The following is a 22740-nucleotide window of genomic DNA, read 5'->3' as shown; positions in this document are numbered from 1 at the left end:
GAAGAGATGAGGAGAGATGAGTATGGAAAAGTTTTTGAGCATAGTAGAGAAACAGCGTCACTTAATGTATGAAGAAATGAAAGAAGCAGCAGAACTGCTCTTTAATGAACAAACGGATGAAAATCAAATCATGCAATTTTTGACGGCCCTATCACGAAAAGGTGAAACGTCTCATGAAGTCGCAGCCCTGGCGGCCGTTATGAAATCCTATGCAAATGATCTGACACCGGCTGACGCACGTTATATCGATAACTGTGGTACAGGCGGAGACGGTGTGAATACATTTAATATTAGTACGACTGCTGCTTTTGTACTTGCAGGAGCGGGTGTACAGGTAGCGAAACACGGCAATCGTAAAATATCGAGCGCAGCGGGAAGTCAGGACGTGCTGGATGCACTTGGCATTCATTCGAACTTCCAGGTCGATGATATGAAGAGACTGCTGGAACAGCAAGGCATTGCATTTTTATTTGCACCTGCCATCCATCCGAAAATGAAGCGGATTGGCGGTATTCGCAATAAAATCGGCAAACCGACGATTTTCAACCTAGTCGGGCCTTTGACGAATCCGGTAGCGCTCGAAACACAGTTCACCGGTATCAACCGTCCGGACTTCATTATGGAGTATGCATCTGTACTGCGGATGCTGGGACGCGAGCGTGCGATTGTCGTCAGCGGGGCAGGCGGCATGGATGAAGCGTCTCTTGCCGGTCAGAATGAATTTGTTCTCTTGGATCATGGTGATTTAATTCCGTTTTCATTGACCGCTGACGATGTTGGGCTGGATTATGCGCCGCTGTCTGCGATTAAAGGTGGAAGTGCAGAGGAAAATGCTGCAACCACACGCGCAATTCTGAATGGAAAGCGCGGGCCGAAGTTCGACACCGTCGTATTGAACGCGGGAATCGGACTGTTTGCGAATGGTCAGGTGACGACGATACAAGAAGGTGTCAAACGGGCAACTGACAGTATTTTATCTGGGAAGGCGCTAGAAAAATTAGAGGCTGTCGTCGTGTTCAGCGAGACGATTCAGCAGAAGGCGGTTGTCCAATGACGATTTTAGATAAAATAATTGCTCAAAAGAAGATAGAAGTGGAACAGCTGCTGGCAAGTGATGTGAAGTTTCCAGGGCGTGAAATTACCAGGCCATCTCTATATAAATCATTGCGGACAGCAAAGCAGCTACAAGTGATTTCCGAAATGAAGCGGGCGTCACCTTCAAAAGGCTTGATAGCTGAAGGAGCGAATCCGGTCAGACAGGCGGCAGCTTATTACGAAGCAGGGGCCGCATGTATTTCTGTACTGACTGACAAAGAATTTTTCCAGGGTTCATTCGATGATCTGGCAGCTGTAGCAGACACTGTTCCGATTCCGTTATTGTGCAAAGACTTTATGATACATGAAATTCAGATTGATCAGGCGAAGAGTGCGGGGGCTTCAGTTATTTTACTGATTGTGGCGGCACTTGATGATCAGACACTTGGAAGATTATATACGTATGCAAACAGTCTCGGACTGGATGTACTGGTCGAAGTGCACAACGTGGAAGAACTGCAGCGTGCGTTAGCAATTGACGCAGCTATTATTGGAGTCAATAACCGGGATCTGCATACGTTTGAAGTGGATTTGGCACAGACAGAGCTGATTGCGAAAGAATTTCCTTTTGACGAGGAACGTGTGCTGATTAGTGAAAGCGGAATTTGGAATGCTGAAGATGCAGAGCGTGCCGCAAAGGCCGGTGCGAGTGCAGTCTTGGTCGGAGAGTCATTGATGCGCAGTGATTCGGTGAAGGAAGCATTGCGGGCGCTGCAGGTGGAAAAGCCGGTAAACCGTTTATGACAAAAGTGAAGATTTGCGGACTGATGAAAGTAGAGCATGTGCAAGCGGCGGTGGAGGCAGGAGCGAACGCCATTGGTTTTGTATTTGCTCCGAGCCGCAGGGAAGTGTCGATTCAGCAGGCGCAGAAACTTGCTGAGAATATACCGGATTCCGTTTTGAAAATCGGTGTATTCGTGGATGCTTCTAAGGAAGAACTGCAGAGAACTTTCAAAGAGGTGCCGCTCGATTATATCCAGTATCATGGAGACGAGTCGCCGGATTTCATTCGGGAAGTTGGTTTGCCTTCTATAAAGGCGCTGGCGATCCGCGATGAAGAAGATGCGAAACAGGCTGCTGCTTACGACGTGGATTACTTTTTATTCGATACACCGGGAGTAGAGTACAAAGGCGGCAGCGGCAAGACGTTCGATTGGTCGCTGCTTGAAAGTGCAGGAGTGTCGCTCGGTCAGACGATTCTGGCGGGTGGATTGCATGCAGAAAATATTGAAGAAGCCATCAGACAGGTGCAGCCGTATATGGTCGATGTATCAAGCGGTGTGGAAATAGACAGACAAAAAGATACAGAACGTATTCATACGTTTATTCATAGAGCGAAGGGCAGGAATGATCGGGATGCAGACAACAGAAACTAAAGGACGTTACGGCAGGTTCGGAGGGCAGTTCGTTCCGGAGACACTAATGACAGCGTTGCAGGAATTGGAAGCAGCATACGAAGAAGCACAGCAAGATCCGGCATTTAAAGAGGAACTGGATTACTATCTGAAAGATTTCGTAGGTCGGGAAACTCCGCTTTTTTTAGCGGAACGACTAACGAAGCATGCAGGCGGTGCGAAGATTTATTTGAAGCGTGAAGACCTAAACCATACGGGGGCGCATAAGATCAACAATTCTTTGGGTCAGGCATTGCTTGCGATCCGTATGGGCAAGAAGAAGATTGTTGCGGAAACTGGGGCTGGCCAGCATGGTGTGGCTACGGCTACGGCTTGTGCATTACTTGGATTGGAATGCGTCGTATTCATGGGGAAAGAAGACGTTCGCCGCCAGGAATTGAATGTGTTCCGCATGGAGTTGCTTGGTGCAACTGTCGTTTCTGTTGACAAAGGTGCAGGTACATTGAAAGATGCAGTCAATGAAGCGCTACGTTACTGGGTTTCTAACGTAGATGATACGCATTATATTTTAGGATCTGCACTCGGGCCTCACCCGTTCCCTCAGATTGTCCGTGATTTCCAGCGTGTCATTGGAGATGAAACGCGTAAGCAAATTGTGGAACACGAAGGACGTCTGCCTGATGCAGTCGTTGCGTGTATTGGCGGCGGTAGTAACGCGATCGGTATGTTCCATCCGTTTGTAGAGGATCAGGATGTAAAGTTATACGGTGTGGAAGCAGCAGGGAGCGGAATTTCAACAGGTAAACACGCTGCTGCCATTGAAGGCAAGCAAGAAGGCGTTTTGCACGGAGCATATATGTACGTGCTGCAAGATGACGATGGCTTCATTCAGGAAGCACATTCCATCTCGGCAGGACTGGATTATCCGGCAGTCGGTCCTGAGCATTGCTACTTGCATGATATTAAGCGTGTGCAGTATGACTCTGTAACGGACGACCAGGCATTGGAAGGATTGCAGTTATTGTCTCGTGTAGAAGGGATTATTCCGGCGTTAGAAAGTGCGCATGCCGTTTATTACGCTGTGCAGTTGGCGAAGCAGATGAAGGAAGAAGAAGTGTTGGTCATCTGTTTATCAGGCCGTGGTGATAAGGACGTTCAAACGGTTCGTGACGCGTTAGGAGGCCAGACGAAATGACAAAACAGCGAGTGAAACAAGCAATTTTAGGATGTAATGAACAAGGTGATAAGGCATTCGTACCCTACATCATGGCAGGCGACGGCGGTTTGCAGACGCTAAAAAAGACGATTCTGTTTTTGCAGGAAGCAGGCGCTACGGCTATTGAAGTTGGCATTCCGTTCTCTGATCCGGTGGCGGACGGGGAAGTGATTCAGCAGGCAGGCGAACGTGCTTTGGCAGAAGGTGTCACGCTGCGTAAAGTGATGAACGAACTGGCTTCATTTAAAGAAGAAGTGACTGTTCCGCTTGTGATCATGACGTATTTGAATCCGGTGCTGAGCTATGGATTGAATAAAATTGCTGCGGACTGTGAGAACAGCGGCGTGTACGGACTGATTATTCCGGATCTGCCGTTAGAAGAAAGTGGATTGCTGAAGGATGCGTTGAGGGATTCAGACGTAGCACTCGTTCAGCTGATCTCGTTGACTAGTACAGCCGCAAGGATTAAAGCTATCGCAGAAGCTGCAGAAGGATTTGTTTACGCAGTGACGGTGAACGGCATTACTGGGGTGCGAGATTCATTCAATGAAGGATTGGAAGCGCATTTGCAGAAACTGAAAAAGGTAAGCTCCGTTCCAGTGTTAGCTGGATTCGGTATTTCCACTCCGGACCATGTGCAGACACTTGGTGCTTTAGCTGACGGTGTTATTGTCGGCAGTGCGATCGTCACGGCTCTGCATGAAAATGAGTTAGAGAAAATTACTGCATTGATCGATGCTTCGAAACATCAAGTATCCACATTATAATTTCAAACGGAACCGAATGACTGGAGGAATTCAGTTATTCGGTTTTTTGTTGTCCACAAAACTGGAAATGTGCATAACTATTTAATCCTCATGCATAATTTCCCCAGAACTATTCACACTATCCGCAAAGGAGTTGATCATGTGGAGGATAACTTGCTGACTATCCACAATCTCCGGACATCTTTTCGAATTAACGGCAGATTTCATAGAGCAGTTGACGGAATATCGTTGACTATCCACAGAAATGAAGTACTCGCCATCGTCGGTGAATCGGGCTGCGGGAAAAGTGCACTCGCGCTGTCGATCATGGGCTTGCATCCGCCAGATCAAACAGCGGTGGAAGGTTCGATCGGCTTTCTTGGACGCGATCTTTTGCAGCTGTCCACTTCAGAACTCAATCAAATACGCGGTAAACAACTCGCGATGATCTTTCAGGATCCAATGACCGCCCTGCATCCATTGTGGAAAGTAGGACGGCAAATCGAAGAACCTATGAAATACCATACGACGTTATCCACAAAACAGAGAAAACAGCGAACACTAGAACTGCTGAAACGTGTAGGAATCCAAAAGTATGAACATGTCTATCAACAATATCCCCATGAACTATCGGGCGGCATGCGACAGAGAATTTTAATTGCAATGGCATTGGCTTGTGATCCAGTCCTGCTTGTTGCAGATGAACCGACGACGGCGCTCGATGTGACAGTGCAAGCGCAAATCCTGGAGCTGATGAAAGAGCTGCAGCAGCAATCGCAAACGGGCATTTTATTGATTACACATGATTTAGGTGTGGTAGCAGAAATGGCGGATCGAGTGGCGGTCATGTATGCAGGAGAAATTGTTGAACTAGCTCCTGTGAATGAATTGTTTCATCAGCCGCGTCATCCTTATACACAATCCTTGTTTCATTCACTTCCGTCTTCTATTGAAAAAAGGCAAAAACTGCATGTGATAGAAGGAGTCGTGCCGGCCATTGAAAATCTGGAGCGTACGGGTTGCCGTTTTGCAGCCCGTATCCCATGGATTACCGAGGAAAATCATGATGCAGAACCGGTGCTTCAGGAAATTGCGCCTGGCCATTTCGTACGCTGCAGCTGCTATCGGCATTTCTATTTATCAGACGGAAAGGAAGAAAAAGATGCCTCTGCTGCAGCTACGTGATGTATCCGTTCATTATTCCAAAACCGGTAGTTTTTTAAAACGTAGGGGTGCTGTTATTCCTGTCATTGATCAATTAAGCCTTGAACTCCGGCAAGGTGAAATATACGGGCTGGTTGGAGAATCAGGCTGCGGGAAGTCGACGGCGGCAAGAGCGATCATTGGTTTAAATCAGCTGAATGCAGGTCAAATTCTTTTCCAGGGATGTGATTTGTCACAGCTCTCCAGAAAAGCACGCAAGCAGCAAATGAAAGAAATTCAAATGATCTTCCAGGATCCTTATTCTTCGTTAAATCCGAGAAAAAATGTCTGGAATATTATTGCGGAGCCATTGCGTAATTTCGAAAGGCTATCTAAAGCGGATGAACTGGCGAAGGTCCTGGAACTTGTACAGCGGGTTGGCTTGAATGAAGAGTCGGTTTATCAGTATCCGCACCAGTTTTCAGGCGGCCAGCGTCAGCGCATCGGGATTGCACGTGCCATGGCTCTACAGCCGCAGTTAGTAATTGCCGATGAACCTGTATCTGCGCTGGACGTCTCCGTGCAGGCGCAGGTGCTGAATTTCATGAAAGAGATCCAAGAAGAATTTGGGCTGACGATGCTTTTTATTTCGCATGACTTGGGAGTGGTCCAACATATATGCGACCGGATCGGCATCATGTATAAAGGTCGTTTAGTAGAGGAAGGAACCGTTGAAGATATTTTCGAACGGCCGAAGCATCTTTATACGAAACGATTACTCGTTGCAATGCCTGAAATGGATCCAGAGAAAAGACAAGAGAAAATGAAACAACGACTGCAAATAAATAAAGAATTTGATGAGCTGGCGGATACGTTTTTTGATTCGGAAGGCAGATCAGCGGATTTACAGCAAATTTCGGATACGCACTGGGCGCGGCTGTAAAGTAAGGAGGCGAAGGCGTGCTGACATTTATTTTGAAAAGGACCTTACTGATGATTCCGCAACTACTGCTCTTGAGTATTCTGATATTCTTTTTGGCGAAACAGATGCCCGGGGATGCTGTGTCGGGAGCGTTTATGGGGAAACCGAATGTGTCAGCGGAACAGATGGAAAAAATAAGGGAACAGCATGGCTTGAATGATCCGTGGATTGTACAATACGGCCGCTGGATTCGCGATGCACTTCACGGTGATTTTGGTCAGTCATTTGTGCATAAACAGCCGGTTACACAGCTGTTGGCAGGGCGGATTGAAAACACCATCTGGCTCTCTGTCTCAACATTAGTTGTGACGTACAGCATTGCGATTCCGCTCGGGATGATTGCGGGCAGGTGGACTAGAAGCTGGGCGGATCAGTTCATCGTGACGTATAACTATATTTCATTCGCCACACCGGTTTTCGTATTTGCATTGTTGATGCTGTATGTCTTTGGCTTTGTGCTGAATTGGTTTCCGAGCGGCGGCAGTGTCGATATTCGGATTGCTGAAGAAACGCCCGAGTATGTTTTGGATAAGCTGAAACACTTAGTGTTGCCTGTGCTGTCAGGTTCCTTGCTGCTGACGTATTCCACTGTGCAGTATTTGCGCAATGAAATGATTGATACGAAAATGAAGGACTTCGTGAAGACGGCTCGTGCAAAAGGGGTGCCTGAGAACGCAGTGTACCGGAATCATATTTTGCGTCATTCGATTTTGCCAATCGCTGCGTTTTTAGGCTATGAAATCACCGGACTGATTGCGGGATCGGTGTTTATTGAGACGATCTTCAGCTATCCGGGTCTTGGAAGACTTTTCATTGATTCTATTATGACGCGTGATTTCACGGTAGTGACTGCGCTTGTGCTCATCTCAGGAGCGGCGGTAATTGTCGGAACCATGCTGTCTGACATCATTTTGCGCATCGCGGACCCGCGGATTCGTTTCGGATAAAGGAGGGGGAGCGTATGGAGCGGTTGAATGAAGTGGAACAGCATAAAAATTCAGGTCATTCTTCCTTTCTGTCGAAAATAGTAGCTGAAGTTCGTCAAGATCGAATGGCATGTATGTCAGCTATCATACTAATCACGATTATTGCCATTGCCTATCTTTCCCCTCTCTTTCTTTCGATAGAACGTGTGAACCGAATTGAACTCTCCAGAATCTACTGGCCGCCATCATTTACTCATTGGCTCGGCACAGACGATGGAGGCAGAGATGTCTTTGGTCAGCTGCTGCTCGGTGCGCGAAATTCCTTGACTATCGGTATTTGCGTTACACTGTTGTCCAGTTTGTACGGTTTGACAATCGGTCTGATTGCCGGGTATTACGGCGGGTGGGCCGATCAAATCATTAGCCGCATCCTTGATTTTCTGATGATTTTACCATCACTGATGATTATTATTGTCTTCGTCGTGCTGGTGCCGAATTACACCGTCTATCACTTCATTTTCATTATGAGTATATTCGCTTGGTTCGGCAAAGCGCGTCTTATTCGGTCGAGAGGGCTTGCGGAACGGGAACTGGATTATATCAGTGCTTCCAAAACACTTGGTACGCCAAATTGGAAAATCATCTTGTTTGAGATGCTGCCGAATTTGAGCTCACTTATTATTGTCAATATGACACTGACACTGGCCGGTAATATTGGCTTGGAAACCGGGCTGACATTTCTGGGGTTTGGTCTGCCGTCAGGTACGCCTTCACTAGGAACATTGATTGCCCTGGCTAAAAATCCTGATATTGTCCAAAACAAATGGTGGGTCTGGCTGCCGGCTGCTCTGCTGATTTTAGTGATCATGCTGTGCATTAATTATATTGGCCAGGCTGTCAAACGGGCAGCAGATGCGAGACAGCGAGCTTGATAAGGAGGAGAACGATGTGCGTGGAAAATTGCTGATACTGATCAGTTTATGTATAGTGCTCGCAGGTTGCAGTACGATGCAACCGCAAGCGCAGGAAGCAGGACCAATCACCTTTCCGTTAGAAGTATCCAATCAAAGTAAGCCAATAGTAGACGGTGAGATGGTCGTCGCGTTAGTCAGTTCCGATCCGTTTGAAGGAACACTGAGCCGTGCATTTTACAGCGGTTCATTTGATGCAGAAATCATGAACTGGTTTGATGAATCACTACTTTCAACAAACAGTGATTTCGAAATTTCCAATGATGGAGCCGCATCATTCGTTTTATCTGAAGACCGCAGGACGATTACATTGCGGATAAAAGACGGTGTGTATTGGCATGACGGAGAACCTGTGAAGGCAAGTGATCTGCTGTACGCTTATGAGCTGATTGGACATCCCGATTATGCAGGTGAACGCTATACATTCATGATAGAAAACGTGGAAGGCATGGATGACTACCATAATGGACGTACCAAAGAAATTTTGGGTATACGCGTGCAGGATGACCGGACGATCAGCGTAACGTTTACTACAGCTTCTCCTTCCATGCTGTCAGGTTTCTGGTCGTCACCAGTGCCGCGGCATCATACAGGTGACGTCACAAGCGGTGAGCTGACAATGAAGGAATTGGAGTCCTCGGAAAAAATACGCGTCACGCCAATTGGTTTCGGTCCGTATAAAATCGTCAAGATTGTGCCCGGTGAATCTGTTTTATTGGAACGCAATGAAAACTACTGGAGAGGACAGCCGCAGCTTGAATCTGTTGTATTGAAGACGGTGAATGAAGCGATTGTGACCGAGTCGCTGAAACGTGGGGATATCGATATAGCGAGAATCCCGGCAGACCAGACAGAAGCGGTAAAGCAGCTAGGCAATATTGAGTTGCTAGGAGATATCGATCTGGCATACACCTATATAGGATTCAAGCTGGGCAGATGGGATGAGGAGAAAAAGGAAAACCGAATGGATCCTAAAGCGAAACTTTCGAATAAATTAGTGCGGCAGGCGATGTGGCACGCGATGGATAATGAGTCGGTCGGAAAATATGTCTATCACGGACTGCGTTTCCCTGCTTCCACACTGATTGTGCCAGTTTTAGATACGTATCATGATAAGGGAAATGCCGGCCGTCCATATGACCCGGAAAAAGCGAATGCACTGCTCGATGAAGCAGGCTATCTTGACGTGAGCGGTGATGGTTTCCGGGAAGAACCGGAAGGCCAGCCGTTCACTTTGCGTTTTGCCTCGATGGCAGGAGGAGATTCGGCGGAGCCTGTCGCTATGTACTATATTCAAAATTGGGCAGATGTCGGACTGAAAGTGGAACTGACGGACGGAAGACTGCATGATTTTAATGCATTTTACGACCTGGTGAAATCGGATGATCCGAAGGTGGATATATTCCAGGGAGCCTGGGGTGCCGGGTCTGATCCGGATCCATCCGGTCTTTACGGACGCAAGGCACTGTTTAATTACTCACGGTATGTGAGTGAGAAGAATGATGAGCTGCTTGAATTAGGAACTTCTGAAGCGGCATTTGATTCGCAGGAAAGGCGTGAAATCTATAACGAGTGGCAGGCGTTGATGGTAGAAGACGTGCCACTTGCGCCGACACTGTATCGCTATGAAATTTTGGGTGTGAATAAGCGGGTTGTTAATTATTCGATTGATCCAAAGTCGGAGAATAGCCGCGTTTGGAAGTGGGGCGTGTCAGAATGAACGAAATTTGTGGGGTGCGCTCATACATAGCGGTCAAGTAATCATAGCAACCGTGGCGGCGCTCATACACCACGCGCGCGTGATCATAACCTTCCGTTACACGCCCATACAGCAAGCGTCCGTGATCATAACCCCAACCCGCGCGCTCATAGCACCTCAAAAACCGCAGTTTTCGCGTAGATGAAACTGCGGTTTTATCTGCGTACCGCATTGAATATGATAAAGTAGGACACAGAAAGGGTGATGACTAGTATGATCCGTCCTAATCGTTTAGTAAAAGGTGATGTAATTGGAATTGTGGCGCCGGCGAGTCCCGTCGCGCAGGCAGACGTGGAGCGTTCGTTTTCATTTTTGGAACAGCTCGGACTGCGTTATAAAATCGGGCACTCTGTCTATAAAAAGAACGGCTATCTAGCAGGGACCGATGAGGAACGTCTTGCTGATCTGCATGATATGTTCCGTGATCCTGAGGTGAAAGGAATCCTATGCGCTGGCGGCGGTTATGGGTCAGCACGCTTTGCGGATCGTCTGGATATGGAGTTAATTCACGAACATCCGAAAGCGTTTTGGGGATTCAGTGATATCACCTATCTGCATACGGCAATTCGCCAAGGTGCAGGGCTTGTGACGTTTCATGGCCCGATGCTTGCTTCCTGTGTGGCAAAAGATGAATTCCACGAACTGTCAGGGAAGATGTTCGGGCAGCTGTTTGAACCTGTCGAAGTGCATTATACAGAAGCGATTTCTCCGCTTAAAGCACTGAGCGCGGGCATAGCGGAAGGAGAAGTAGTCGGCGGTAACTTAACACAGTTAGCGAACAGCCTTGGCAGTGAATTTGAAATAGAGACGAATCAAAAATTACTGTTCATTGAGGATGTCGGGGAAGAGCCATATAAAGTGGATCGTTTGCTGAATCAGCTTCGTTTGGCGGGCAAGCTGCGTGAAGCATCAGGGATAATCATAGGTGATTTTGCAAAAGCGGAGCCTTCCAATCCAGAGAAGTCGCTGACACTTGACGAAGTGTTTGCTCACTATTTCAAAGATCTGGGCAAGCCGGTCGTAGAGGGCTTCCAAATGGGACACTGCGAACCGAATATCGCCATACCGCTCGGCGTCAAAGGGCGTTTGAATGCGAATGAAAGGACGCTCACTATCTTACCGGGAGTGGAATGAATGAACATTCGCACCGTCGAAACATTTGTGGTGCAGTCAAAGCTTACGAAACCGTTTGTCACGGCATTGCGGGCCGTTCATAATGTGCAATCAATTATTGTGAAGGTCACGTTGGAAACCGGTTTAATCGGCTGGGGGGAAGCTGTGCCGACTCACGTGATCACCGGGGAGACGTTCGGAAGTATACGCTATGCTATTGACCGAGTGCTTGGACCGGTTTTAATTGGAGAGGACGTGACAAGGCGTGAAGTGCTGTTTGAAAAAGTTCAGCGTTCATTGCTAGGCAACACGAGCGCTAAGGCAGCAGTTGATATGGCGATTCACGACATACTAGCGCAGCAATGCGGTCTTCCATTAGTGCAGATGCTTGGGGGATACAACGACCGCTTGACGACCGATTTGACGGTCAGTGTGGGCGCCCCGGAAGATATGGTGAAAGAAGCAACGGAACATGCGGCAAAAGGATTCTCTGTACTGAAGATAAAAATCGGTACAGGGAATTTTCAGGAAGAGCGTGCAAGAATCCAGGCTATTCGACGGGAAGTCGGACCGAGTATTGTGCTTCGGCTAGACGCTAATCAAGGTTGGAAACCAAAGGAAGCAATCCGGATCATCCGTCAGCTTGAAGACGACGGCATGGATATCGAACTGGTTGAGCAGCCAGTTGCAGCGAATGATCTTGAGGGACTGCGTGAAGTGACGAAGCGAACGGATACTTTGATCATGGCAGATGAATCATTGTTTTCCGCAGCTGATGCAAGAAGGTTGCTTGAAATGCACGCTGCCGATTTGCTGAATATCAAATTGATGAAGTCGGGGGGGATCCACGAAGCGTTGAAAATCAATGCAATGGCGCAAAGCTATGGAGTGGAATGTATGACGGGCAGTATGATGGAGACAGCTGTCGGTGTGACGGCAGCCGCTCATTTTGCAGCGAGCCAGCCAAATGTTACGCGTACGGATTTAGATGCACCGCTTTTATTGGCGGATGTGTTTAATTGTGGGGGGATCGTGTACAAAGGCTCTGTAATAGAGTTTGGCAACGGATTTGGTTTAGGATTTGACTTGAACCGGATGCAGCAATGGGTGAAGGAACGTGCCAATGAATGAAAATTGGGTATGCGCCGTCAGTGTCGCAACTGTTTGGACCGATCCGGATGCACCGCGGCTCGTTGATTTGCCTGCGCTGCAGCAGCCGGTTCAGCTGGAGAAGTGGTTTGGACAGCTCATGTTTGAAGAGCGATTGGCGCTGAGTGAGGAAAATCGGATTCAGACCCAGATTTTATATGGCGAGCCGGTTATTGTGGAAGAGATTGTGGAAGATTGGGCGAAAGTGATCGTCAGCGGTCAGCCTTCTTCCAAAGATTCACGAGGTTATCCCGGCTGGGTGCCGCTCGTGCAATTATCCCAGCGCACCGCATCTTTAACGAGGGTACATGTGCGTGTGACCGCCCCAAAAACTTGGCTGAACAATGAAACGGGTGAGCGGTTTTTACCGGTTTCATTCAACACGGTTTTTCCGTGCAGCCGCTGTCATGGCGATCAGTTCCGCGTATGGACACCGCATGGGTGGAAACTGGTTCGCAGTAGAGACGTAAAACAAGTCGAAGAATTTGAAAGCGGCAGACCTCTTGCAAAAGGCAAAAAGTTTTTAGGACTGCCATATGTCTGGGGTGGTATGTCCGGATGGGGCTTTGATTGTTCGGGATTTGTCCATCAATTGTGGAAATCCTGTGGTGTGCTGCTGCCTAGGGATGCGGCGGATCAGGCAGAAGTCGGATTGCCGGTATCATGCAATCAGGCAACCTGGCAAAAAGGAGATCTGCTTTTCTTCAAGGACAGACAGGATGGTCCTGTCACCCATGTTGCCATGTATGCGGGAGGTGGTCAGATGCTGCACGCACCGTCGACCGGCAAAGCAGTCGAACAAATTAAAATTGCCGGCTCTGCCTATAACCCGAAACTGTCAGGGGTTCGAAGAGTTTCAGACTTGATTTATGAGATGAAAAGCAGTGTGGCTGAGACATAACTAAAGAATAGTCCGTTCCCCTACAAGCCTGCACACTAAATAGGGAAAATTTATAAATAAGCAGTTAAATTCAAAGAATGCATGAAGGAGAATGGTCCCTCATGCATATTGGAGGCTATATCCCAGCTTCTTTCTAGTGGACTATAAAAGGCGCTGCAATCATCACCTCATGATAAGGTTCTTTCTGTACTGCGGTTTTAACAAGCCGGTATGTGCCTTTGTACAATTCTACACCCAGATCTTCAACGGAGAATTCCTGAGTTATTTCACTGTGGGAATTCAGCGAAATGCCGCTGTCCCGGAAATGCGGATCGCGAAGAAATACCGCGTCTGAATATGTGATGATATACCACAGGTTTTCTTTATACAGCTCTATATGATAAAACGGACCGATTTCAAATGTCCCGTCCGCCTTATTTGTGATAATGGTTTTAATTGCAGAGGGGGAACCATGGAACTCATTCTTTATTAACTCCAATGAAATACCCTCAGATTGTGAAGGCAGCAGCTGGTCAGGTGCTGGTTCAGCCAATGTGCTAACTGCTAAGGTGCTTCCGCAGCCGGAGAGAAAAAACAGCATGACGCTGAGCAACATCCATTTTTTCATTTCGATCACCTCTATTTCAGTATAAACCCAATGCAAAGATTAAAAATTGATTTGTATCAAGAATTGGTGATACCTGTTCATTGTTCGTTATACTGAAGAGGAAGAATTCATAAGGGAGCTGTCGCAATGTCTGAAGAAAAATCCATGAGCCAATCGAGAACTATTCAAAGCAAACTGGTCCTACCGCCTGATACCAACCATATCCAATCCATATTTGGAGGCAAAGTACTTGCTTATATCGATGAGATTGCGGCGATTTGTGCAATGAAACACGCAGGTACAAGAGCTGCTGTAACGGCTTCAATCGACTCAGTCGATTTCGTTTCACCTGCTTTGCTCGGGGATGTCATCGAACTCGAAGCGGTGGTAACTTCTGTCGGTAATACCTCCATGGAAGTGTTCGTAACGGTTCATTCGCAGAATTTAGTAACTGGTGAAGTCAGGCTAACTACAGAATCCTTCTGTACGATGGTGGCGGTCGATGATACGAATAGACCAGTTCCTGTCGCAAAGATTTATCCAGAAACGCAAGCGGAGCAGCGTCTGTTTGATTCCGCACCGGCGAGACGCGAACTACGTCAGCAGCGCCGATTAATGAAGTATTAATGTGAAAGAGAGGGACTGTTCAAGAAGTCATTGTAAATGACTTCCTGTGCAGTTCTTTTTTATTGCCTGGAAACGGTGAGAATGTGCGGTCAAATCCCGGTTTGGTTCGTTGCGAGACGAGATAGGTGCGGTGTAGTTTGCGAAAGGTTCGGCGGGATGCAGCTTTGGTTCGCTTCATGGAAGTTTTAGAGCGGAATGAGACCGTTTTGGCGCGTTGCTGAAGATTTCATTTATATTTATATTTGTAACAACTTGCCAATCCATTTCATATAGTGTACTATGTAACTAATACAGTAATACGAAAGGGGATGAAATTAGTTGGCAATATGGAAAGGGCTATGGAAAAAGGAATGGCTGATGATGAAAGGCTGGATCTACGCCACAACGGTAATGGCGGTTTTGCTTGTAATCATTGCATCAGCAGGATTATCATTTCTCGCTGAAGGAAAATTAGTCATGTCGTTTATGTTGGGGATTTCATTGATGATGTGGATATTGATCGCTGTGTGCATACCGATTGCATTATTATTGAACAGTTTATGGAGTGAATGGAAACGGCCGGATGTGTGGCTGCATTCTCCCCGGTCGATTTATCAATTGTTTGGAAGCAAAGTATTACTTGCTGCTGTAATCGGATTCACTTACATGCTGTTGCCAGGTTTCACGCTTGCTGTGTACGCGACTGTTACTGAAGAATCAATTGAAGGATTAGGAGCAGGGGAGATTATTCGTGTGATGTTTGGATTTACTTCGTCACTTTTCTTAGCGGCAATCGGATTCATGCTAATCGGCTTATTCTTAGCTGTTGTCTACCGGGTGATTAAATCATATATCCGCCGCGGAGCAATCTTCATCTGGCTTGGAGTTCTATTTATTTCGATGTGGCTGTTTCAATCCATTATGGAATCTGAGCTTTACTGGAAAGTCGCTCATTTTGGTCAATTGCCGAGTATCTTCCAGTCAGATGATATCAATATCGGAGACTTTTATTACGCACTGAGCGCTGGAACAATGTATGTCGGACAGATTTTATTAATAGCCGGCTTCCTGGCGTTTCTCTTCTTTACTTCCGCTTGGCTATTTGAAAAGAAAGTGAGGTTATGACTATGAAGACAGCATGGCGCGGGTTATTCCGCAAAGAATGGGTTTTACTGAAATGGCTGACGATATGGATTGTTGGGTTGAATGCACTGGTAATCCTTGCAGTGCCATCTGCAATTACCAGTTTGAGTGGAATTCCTGGTACTTTATATGAGCACACACATATCGTCACGGGAACCTGGTTTGCCCTCTATACGTTTTCAGGGGCTGGAATCCTGTTATACAGTCTGACAAAAGAAATAAAAACACCGGATATATGGCTGCACTCACCAAGATCCATGTTTCAGCTGGCAGGAGCAAAGGCTTTGTTCTCAGCTTTTATTGCGATCGCCACACTGTTTTTTGGCGGACTGCTGGCAGGGATCATGTTTTCTATACTAGGTGAATGGTCAACGGATTCTGCGTGGCATGGGGCTTTGGCGCTCATCAGTATCCTGCTTGCGATTTCTTTAAAATCATGTTTCCTGATGGCAGTAGGTTTCTTCTTCTGGAGTCTGTATCAGGTTATTCGGTTACGGACGCGTTTCTTCGCGGTACCGTTGACGGTGATGCTATTCTTCTTGGCACTGGTGATTTGGGAAATGCTTCGGATCAATGACTTCTTTGATTGGCTTCGTACGCTGATGCCAATTAAATTAACAAATGAGTCGTTCTATAATGAACAGACAGATTACTTTTTCACTGGATTTGTGCGTGATGGAATCGTGTTCTCTGTCGGCAGTGTGCTGTTTTACGCAGTTCTCATCTATGTGTTGTTTGCGGTAGGATCGCGGTTGTTTGAAAAGAAAGCGAGGTTGTAGCGATGAGCATGGAGTTTCTCTCAGATAAACCGATTTACCAGCAGCTCGTCGATCATATCATTGGAGATATAATTCGAGGCACCATAAAAGTCGGAGAAAAACTGCCGTCCGTGCGTGATTATGCCGTTTCGGTCGGCGTCAATGCCAATACGATGCAGCGCGTTTATAAGGAACTGGAGCAAATGGAAATTACGGAGACCAGAAGGGGGCAGGGATCATTCGTGACGGACAATACAGAGCGGATTCAGGAACTGCGCGAGGAAATGAAGGAGCAACTCGTGCAGACGTTTATACAAAGCGTAGAAGCACTCGGTTTTACGACAAATGAAATGGTCAGCTATCTGCAGAAACGGGGTGGAAGTGATGATTAAATTGCAGGCAGTTTCAAAGCGTTATGGATTCAAGCAGGCGCTCGACAGTGTGACCCTTTCATTGCCGGCTGGGAAAATCATCGGTCTTGTTGGTGAAAACGGCAGCGGGAAAACAACATTGCTTAAGCTGCTGGCGGGTTTGCTGTCACCGAATTCTGGAGTAGCGGCACTTGACGGCCAGGCAATTACAAGACGTGTTGCAGCGACAGTCGCCTATATGCCTGATACCGATCTATTCTATCCATATTTCACGGTCAGACAGCTGTTTGAATTTTACGATTCGCAGTTTGAGGATTTTCAAATGAAGAAGGCAGAAGAAATTCTAGAGTTCCTGAATCTTTCATTGGACACGAAGATCAGTACGCTTTCAAAAGGAAACCGCGGCCGTGTCAAAATTGCCGTTACACTCGGCCGGGAAGCAGACTATTATCTGCTGGATGAACCATTCTCAGGGCTAGATCCGATGGTGCGGGAGGATATTGCGAAGGGGCTGATCCGCTTTACTGATACGGAACGGCAGACGATTGTGATGTCCACCCATGAACTAAAAGAAGTAGAGCCACTACTTGATGAACTGATTGTCTTGAAGGGCGGGCAGGTGCTGGCCCATAAAACAATTGATGAAATTCGCGACGACTACGGAATGGATGCAACGGCCTGGATGGTGTCTCTTTTCCGATCATAAAAAAACAGCAGCGTATGAAAAGGCTACCCTTTCATACGCCGCTGTTACGTTTTTAGTTATTGCTGCTGAATGTACGGACTAAGCCCAGTACTGTTCCACCGAGAATAAATGCGAACAATGCATACATGATATAGATGAACCACATGAATATCCACTCCTTTAATCAGTATCCTGCCTTCCATTGTACCACCCTGGCAGGCGCGTTGCAATGGCGTTTGCAGGCCAACTGTGTCAGCTGTACGACCGTAGGCACAGACTGGTTTTCTGGGAAAATAGACTGCTATTTCAATGAACTTCTCCCTCTTAACTCCTGGATTTACCAGTAATTGAAACTGTTTCACATCATGGTTCGTAATCATTTTAATAGACTGGTTTAAGGGGTGCGACTATGAAGAGGTTTCTGACTGTATTTATATTTTTATTCGTAATAGGACTGCCTATAGGAACAGTGGCGGCAAAATCGTATTCTATTGATGAGGTGCAGATTCGCGGATGGATTGATCCAAATGGGACGATCCTCGTAAATGAATTGTTCACGTATTCATTTGACGGTAACTTTTCGAAGCTGACTCGTGCTTTTCCTGCTGAACACCGGCCGCAAATCGAGGGATTTAAGGCGTTTCAGATAATGAATGGCAATGCTAGAGTGGGATATGTCGACGATCGTCAGTTGAAGAGACTTCCTGTTTCATTGGATAAAGAAAATTGGGTAACAAAAATAGCGCAAAAAGATGGAACGATTCAGGTAATGTACATTTATTATGTTCAGAACGCAACTGTTTCATACGATACATACAGCGATTTGCAGCTGGCTTTTTTTGAAGAAGGTTCCAATCATGATGTGGATATGAAAGACGTGCAGATTTCTTTCATTTTGCCTGAAGAAGCAGATGAAAAGAATATTCATGGTTACCTTTATGCTTCAGAAGGTGAAGAGCCGGTCATTCACGGCAATGGCATTCAATTTCACACTCCGGTTTCCAAAGCAAACACTTACACAGCTGTGCGGGTTTTGTTTCCTTCAGCAATGATGACTGCGCAAAATAAAGGCAGGGCACCGGTTTCATTGGAAGAAGCAATAGCAGGAGAGCAGCAAAAGGTTGATGAACAGGCATGGAAAGTGGCACAGATTCCTGCGTTGAAAAAAATCACAATCGGTGTCACGGTATTTCTTGGACTTATTGCGATAGTTGTTCTCTGGACGAAATCCCGTTACAGCGGGTTTTTCGGAAGTACTGCTTATATCATGAAGACAGATCCACTTTATCTGAGCTTTATAGATCATTCCGGGGCATGGTATAGAGGCAGTTTTCTGGCAGGATTATTTTCCTTGGTTGATAAAGGAGACGCCACCGTTGAGCTTGCAGACAGTGCGGAACGGTTTGCAGACCGGCCCAATTCACCTGACAAGACGTTGGCCTTTCATTTGAAGAAGGGTAAAGGGGATCTGCAGCCGTTTGAGCGGAAGTTGGTTACTTGGCTGTTCAAAGGGCGTATAACGAAAGAGCGATTTCATCTACATGATATTGCTCAAGGCAAAGAATCTAAAGCGGCGTTAAAAAAACAGCATGCGTTTGAAGTGGAGCACAGCGAGTGGCATGAAGAAGTGAAAGATTTATTAGTGGAGTCAGGAACCTTATCCAAACGATATTCATTTCTATTAAGACTATTGATATTAATCGTGACGGGCTTCATGTCAGCAATTGCATTTTATATCGGATCAGAGAGCGACTGGGCATTCAGATTGGTGTTGCCGGCCATTTTCTTTCCAGTTGCGCTGTACAGCATTAAAGAAGAGATTCAAAAATGGCCATCGGTATTGTACTTTATCGCGTTGTTATTTTTGGTGAATTCATTGGATTATGAGGGGCTAGAAAGTGTTTTCAGCTGGTTCGTGATCATCGCGCTTATCACGTTTTACTTAGTGCCGAGGTCCTTGCTGAGTTCCAAAGCGGCTTTCTATACAAAGATGAGCATTAATAAATTCAGAAGAGAGATAAAATATGGCATGCCGGAAGGGTTATCAGATGATGAGCAGCAACAGTACCTAATACGCGTCTATTTGCTCAAACCATCTAAAAAGAAGCTGCCTCAAGTATTGGGAGCAGAAACTGCGACTGCGGCATTTGCAATGGCTTCACTCTTTACGCTTCAGGAGGATCCTTTGCAATTTGTTCATTCTACTTGGGGACCCAAGCTAGTGAAGGCTGGAAGTTCAGATGGGACGTCACATGACGGCGGAGGGTTTTCAGGCGGTGGCGGTGGAGACGGCGGGGGAGGTGCAGGAGCGGATTAACCGCTGCCTGCATTTTTACTTTTGTTCCTTCAATAAATCCCGGATTTCTGAAAGCAGTTCTTCTTTCGTATCCAATGCTTTTTCTTCGGGTTCTTCTGCAACCGGCTCCGGCTGTTTCATTTTCAATTTCATCAGCACCCGCAGGAAGATAAAGATAGACCCTGCTACAATCAGGAAGTCGATAATAGATTGAATAAACAGCCCGTACTTGATTTCGGTATCTTTATAGGGATAGGTTAATTGTGAGAAATCCAGGCCGCCCGATAGGATGCCGATAATCGGTGTAATGATATTTTCAACCAGTGAAGATACGATGGCTCCGAAAGCCGCACCAATGACAACACCAATGGCTAAGTCGAAGATATTTCCTTTAAACGCGAATTCTTTAAAATCTTTCCACATATACTGTCATTCCTTCTGTAATAAATTTAATTGATAGCGTTGTTCTTTTTTTCGCTGAAACCGCTGGTACACCGCAATGGAAGCAATGATCCAAACTGCACTGGCGTATACACCGCCCACAATATCACTCGGAAAATGCACCCCTAAATAAATTCGGCTAACTGCGATTATAACAATCATGAAAACAGCAATTGCCACGGCAAGTGTCCGGCTCCAAGTATTCCGTAAATTGCGCCAGATGATGTAGGTAAGAACAGTGTATAAACTGAATGCCATCATCGTGTGCCCGCTCGGAAAACTGTAACCGCCGATATCGATCAGCCGATGGAGATCGGGGCGTTCACGTTTAAAAATGAATTTCAGCACTTGATTGAGTATACCTGTCCCGCTTAAAACAGCAACCAGCAATAATGCCTGCGCCCTGTGTTTTGTACGGATGAGAATTACCAGAGCAGCCACTGCAATCAGTGCAACGGTCAACGTGGAGCCGATAGTCGTAAATGTTCTCATGACTGTTGTCAGCCAAGGAACCTCTGCACCTTGGACAGCTTCAATAATGACGTCATCGAATACTGAAATCGTCTGCATGTGAATAGAAGTAGCAACCATAGCGAATAAACCTGTTAAGACTAAACAGACTCCCCAAGTCAGCAATAAACGAATAGACAGTTCACGCATGTATCCCGGCCCCCCTTTCTACTGCTTTATATTGTGAATGAAAGCTAAAAAAATGTACAGTGAAAGGCGGCCGTGCAAGCCCATAGATTGTTTTGAAAAAGCAGGTAAAGGTATACTGATGAAAAAGGAGTGTTGTATCATGCAGGAAATTTCTACAACAGAACAATGGGATGAAGTACTTGATCAGTCCAATGAAAAACCGGTGCTTATAATGAAGCACAGTTCTACATGTCCGGTCAGCGCTTCTGCATTTGACGCATTTCGACGGACAGAAACCGATTTGCCCAAATATTATCTGATTGTGCAAAAGAGTCGCCCGTTGTCACAGGAAATTGAACGGGAATTAGAAATACGTCATGAATCACCGCAACTATTTTTATTGAAAGGCGGCAAAGCGGCCTGGAAAGCAACGCATTATTCTATTATAGAACCCGCTATTACAAAGGCGATCCAGGAACACCAGGTGTAAGAATATATTATAACCTGCGATTAGGCTGTCTAAAAAGTCCTGTTCATATGACTTTTTAGATAGCCTTTTTGGCGCGTCGCCATGCTGATCCATATTGATTTCATTTTAAGAAATGTTATTGTGAATATGACATTTGTCATCTCAAAGTCATGACATCTATGTCTACCTCTCCTTGTTGAAACACGATATTCTTAATGTAATAGCAATCCCAATTAGGAGGGACAATCAAACATGAGTAAAGAGAAAACGAAACAGCTGCATAAAGACGTCGCACCATTCGCGAAGTCTGACTTAAAGAAAAGTGTTTTTCAAATGCTGAATACGATACCGCCTGTTTTTATTCTTTGGTTCCTGGCGTATCAAAGCTTGAACGTTTCCGTCGTTTTGACAATTGCGCTTGCAATCACAGCTGCGTTCTTCGTAGTCCGCACATTCATTATCTTTCATGACTGTACGCATGGTTCATTCTTCCGCAATAAGAAAGCGAATAATATTGTGGGAACAATCACTGGCGTCCTGACATTATTTCCTTATGAAAAGTGGAAAAGAGAACACTCTATCCATCACGCGACAAGTTCGAATCTTGATAAGCGCGGAGTAGGCGATATTTGGGTAATGACTGTTGAAGAGTATGAAAATGCTTCTAAATGGCAGCGTTTAGGCTATCGTTTCTATCGTAACCCTATCGTATTGTTTGGTTTTGGACCTTTATATCTGGTATTAATCGCAGGCCGTTTTAATCGTAAAGATGCGCGTAAGAAAGAGCGTATGAACACGTATCTGATCAATGTCATCCTTCTGGCGATGTACAGCGGATTGATCGCACTTATCGGCTGGCAGTCATTCCTGCTGATCCAAGGCACAATGATGTTCACTGCCGCGGCGCTTGGAATTTGGTTATTCTACATTCAGCACACATTCGAAGATTCTTATTTCGAAGAAGAATCAGAATGGGATTACGTAAAAGCAGCTGTAGAAGGCAGTTCGTATTATCAATTGCCGCGTGTTCTGCAGTGGGCGACAGGAAACATCGGATTCCACCACGTACACCATCTGGCTCCGCGTGTACCGAATTATAATTTAGAGATGGCGCATGAATTAACACCGCCACTGCATCAAGCCACAACCATCACATTAAAAACAAGCCTGGAATCCTTACGCTACCGTCTGTATGATCCGGCAAATAAAAAGTTCATTACATTTAGAGAAGCTAAACAATCTATCATGAACAAAGAAAAGTTGAAGATTGATTTAAAACCAAAACGTACAACATTTGACTGATCGGGCGAGAGAAGGAATTCCTTCTCCGCCTTTTTTATTTACTAAAGTGTAAGCGGGTCAATCCGGCAACTATTTGTTACAATGGATT

Annotated in this window: 24 protein-coding genes; 21 read left to right on the top strand and 3 right to left on the bottom strand. The window is 46.1% G+C overall.

The genetic code is table 11. The features are described 5' to 3' along the window. Positions 1-16: 16 nt before the first annotated feature. From trpD to Q1J64_RS15930, 13 genes are all read left to right on the top strand, one after another. A complete protein-coding gene (gene trpD, locus Q1J64_RS15990) occupies positions 17-1054 on the top strand; it encodes an anthranilate phosphoribosyltransferase (protein WP_301110115.1) in 1038 nt (345 codons plus the stop codon). After that, positions 1051-1839 carry an indole-3-glycerol phosphate synthase TrpC gene (trpC, locus tag Q1J64_RS15985; protein WP_301110114.1) on the top strand — a complete coding sequence of 263 codons (789 nt, stop codon included), beginning with the start codon at positions 1051-1053 and terminating at the stop codon, positions 1837-1839. The genes trpD and trpC overlap by 4 nt, the downstream gene beginning before the upstream one ends. Further along, the gene (locus Q1J64_RS15980) at positions 1836-2471 is read left to right on the top strand and encodes a phosphoribosylanthranilate isomerase (RefSeq protein WP_301110113.1); all 636 of its coding nucleotides are present in this window, start codon (positions 1836-1838) and stop codon (positions 2469-2471) included. The genes trpC and Q1J64_RS15980 overlap by 4 nt, the downstream gene beginning before the upstream one ends. Further along, positions 2452-3645 carry a tryptophan synthase subunit beta gene (gene trpB / locus Q1J64_RS15975; protein WP_301110112.1) on the top strand — a complete coding sequence of 398 codons (1194 nt, stop codon included), beginning with the start codon at positions 2452-2454 and terminating at the stop codon, positions 3643-3645. Before Q1J64_RS15980 ends, trpB begins: the two co-directional genes overlap by 20 nt. Next, positions 3642-4433: a tryptophan synthase subunit alpha gene (gene trpA, locus Q1J64_RS15970; RefSeq protein WP_301110111.1), complete on the top strand. Its 792-nt coding sequence runs from the start codon at positions 3642-3644 to the stop codon at positions 4431-4433. The genes trpB and trpA overlap by 4 nt, the downstream gene beginning before the upstream one ends. Positions 4434-4574: 141 nt before the next feature. Further along, positions 4575-5597 carry an ABC transporter ATP-binding protein gene (locus Q1J64_RS15965; RefSeq protein ID WP_301110110.1) on the top strand — a complete coding sequence of 341 codons (1023 nt, stop codon included), beginning with the start codon at positions 4575-4577 and terminating at the stop codon, positions 5595-5597. Continuing rightward, entirely contained in the window at positions 5575-6498 is a 924-nt protein-coding gene (locus tag Q1J64_RS15960) for an ATP-binding cassette domain-containing protein (RefSeq protein WP_301110109.1), read from the top strand. The genes Q1J64_RS15965 and Q1J64_RS15960 overlap by 23 nt, the downstream gene beginning before the upstream one ends. A gap of 17 nt (positions 6499-6515) precedes the next feature. Continuing rightward, entirely contained in the window at positions 6516-7484 is a 969-nt protein-coding gene (gene opp4B / locus Q1J64_RS15955) for an oligopeptide ABC transporter permease (RefSeq protein WP_301110108.1), read from the top strand. 14 nt (positions 7485-7498) lie between these two features. Then, positions 7499-8395 (top strand): ABC transporter permease, encoded by an 897-nt coding sequence (locus Q1J64_RS15950; protein ID WP_301110107.1) that lies wholly within the window; start codon positions 7499-7501, stop codon positions 8393-8395. Continuing rightward, a complete protein-coding gene (gene opp4A, locus Q1J64_RS15945) occupies positions 8376-10154 on the top strand; it encodes an oligopeptide ABC transporter substrate-binding protein (protein ID WP_483315936.1) in 1779 nt (592 codons plus the stop codon). The genes Q1J64_RS15950 and opp4A overlap by 20 nt, the downstream gene beginning before the upstream one ends. A gap of 243 nt (positions 10155-10397) precedes the next feature. After that, a complete protein-coding gene (locus tag Q1J64_RS15940) occupies positions 10398-11327 on the top strand; it encodes a S66 peptidase family protein (protein ID WP_301110165.1) in 930 nt (309 codons plus the stop codon). Next, entirely contained in the window at positions 11328-12437 is a 1110-nt protein-coding gene (locus tag Q1J64_RS15935; RefSeq protein ID WP_301110105.1) for a mandelate racemase/muconate lactonizing enzyme family protein, read from the top strand. After that, a complete protein-coding gene (locus Q1J64_RS15930; protein ID WP_301110104.1) occupies positions 12430-13356 on the top strand; it encodes a C40 family peptidase in 927 nt (308 codons plus the stop codon). The genes Q1J64_RS15935 and Q1J64_RS15930 overlap by 8 nt, the downstream gene beginning before the upstream one ends. Positions 13357-13489: 133 nt before the next feature. Here Q1J64_RS15930 and Q1J64_RS15925 read toward each other — a convergent pair whose 3' ends face one another. Beyond that, positions 13490-13963, bottom strand: coding sequence for an immunoglobulin-like domain-containing protein (locus Q1J64_RS15925; RefSeq protein ID WP_301110103.1), 474 nt, complete (start codon positions 13961-13963; stop codon positions 13490-13492). Between the two features lie 126 nt (positions 13964-14089). Here Q1J64_RS15925 and Q1J64_RS15920 point away from each other — a divergent pair, with 126 nt between their 5' ends. The 6 genes from Q1J64_RS15920 to Q1J64_RS15895 all read left to right on the top strand — a co-directional run bounded on the left by Q1J64_RS15920 (position 14090) and on the right by Q1J64_RS15895 (position 19822). Then, a complete protein-coding gene (locus Q1J64_RS15920) occupies positions 14090-14569 on the top strand; it encodes an acyl-CoA thioesterase (protein WP_301110102.1) in 480 nt (159 codons plus the stop codon). A gap of 318 nt (positions 14570-14887) precedes the next feature. Further along, complete coding sequence (locus Q1J64_RS15915) at positions 14888-15673, top strand: hypothetical protein (RefSeq protein ID WP_301110101.1); 786 nt, start codon at positions 14888-14890, stop codon at positions 15671-15673. A 2-nt stretch (positions 15674-15675) separates the two neighbouring features. Beyond that, complete coding sequence (locus Q1J64_RS15910; protein ID WP_301110100.1) at positions 15676-16470, top strand: hypothetical protein; 795 nt, start codon at positions 15676-15678, stop codon at positions 16468-16470. A 2-nt stretch (positions 16471-16472) separates the two neighbouring features. Beyond that, on the top strand, positions 16473-16841 hold the full coding sequence (locus tag Q1J64_RS15905; protein WP_301110099.1) for a GntR family transcriptional regulator: 369 nt from the start codon (positions 16473-16475) through the stop codon (positions 16839-16841). Continuing rightward, on the top strand, positions 16834-17526 hold the full coding sequence (locus tag Q1J64_RS15900; protein ID WP_301110098.1) for an ABC transporter ATP-binding protein: 693 nt from the start codon (positions 16834-16836) through the stop codon (positions 17524-17526). Before Q1J64_RS15905 ends, Q1J64_RS15900 begins: the two co-directional genes overlap by 8 nt. Before the next feature lie 388 nt (positions 17527-17914). Beyond that, entirely contained in the window at positions 17915-19822 is a 1908-nt protein-coding gene (locus Q1J64_RS15895) for a DUF2207 domain-containing protein (RefSeq protein WP_301110097.1), read from the top strand. Positions 19823-19837: 15 nt separating this feature from the next. Here Q1J64_RS15895 and mscL read toward each other — a convergent pair whose 3' ends face one another. Together mscL and Q1J64_RS15885 are read right to left on the bottom strand one after the other, a co-directional pair. Further along, on the bottom strand, positions 19838-20224 hold the full coding sequence (gene mscL, locus Q1J64_RS15890; protein ID WP_301110095.1) for a large conductance mechanosensitive channel protein MscL: 387 nt from the start codon (positions 20222-20224) through the stop codon (positions 19838-19840). A gap of 6 nt (positions 20225-20230) precedes the next feature. Beyond that, positions 20231-20902 carry a phosphatase PAP2 family protein gene (locus Q1J64_RS15885; protein ID WP_301110094.1) on the bottom strand — a complete coding sequence of 224 codons (672 nt, stop codon included), beginning with the start codon at positions 20900-20902 and terminating at the stop codon, positions 20231-20233. A 139-nt stretch (positions 20903-21041) separates the two neighbouring features. Between Q1J64_RS15885 and ytxJ the strand changes: the two genes are divergently transcribed. Together ytxJ and desA are read left to right on the top strand one after the other, a co-directional pair. Next, complete coding sequence (ytxJ, locus tag Q1J64_RS15880) at positions 21042-21371, top strand: bacillithiol system redox-active protein YtxJ (RefSeq protein ID WP_301110093.1); 330 nt, start codon at positions 21042-21044, stop codon at positions 21369-21371. A 231-nt stretch (positions 21372-21602) separates the two neighbouring features. After that, positions 21603-22652 carry a Delta(5) desaturase DesA gene (gene desA, locus Q1J64_RS15875; RefSeq protein WP_301110092.1) on the top strand — a complete coding sequence of 350 codons (1050 nt, stop codon included), beginning with the start codon at positions 21603-21605 and terminating at the stop codon, positions 22650-22652. Positions 22653-22740: the final 88 nt, after the last annotated feature.

Source organism: Sporosarcina sp., assembly GCF_029257255.1.
In the GTDB taxonomy this organism is placed as follows: Bacteria; Bacillota; Bacilli; order Bacillales_A; family Planococcaceae; genus Sporosarcina.
The sequence above is the reverse complement of the archived record's forward strand: the minus strand, read 5'-3'. Positions and strand labels throughout refer to the sequence as shown.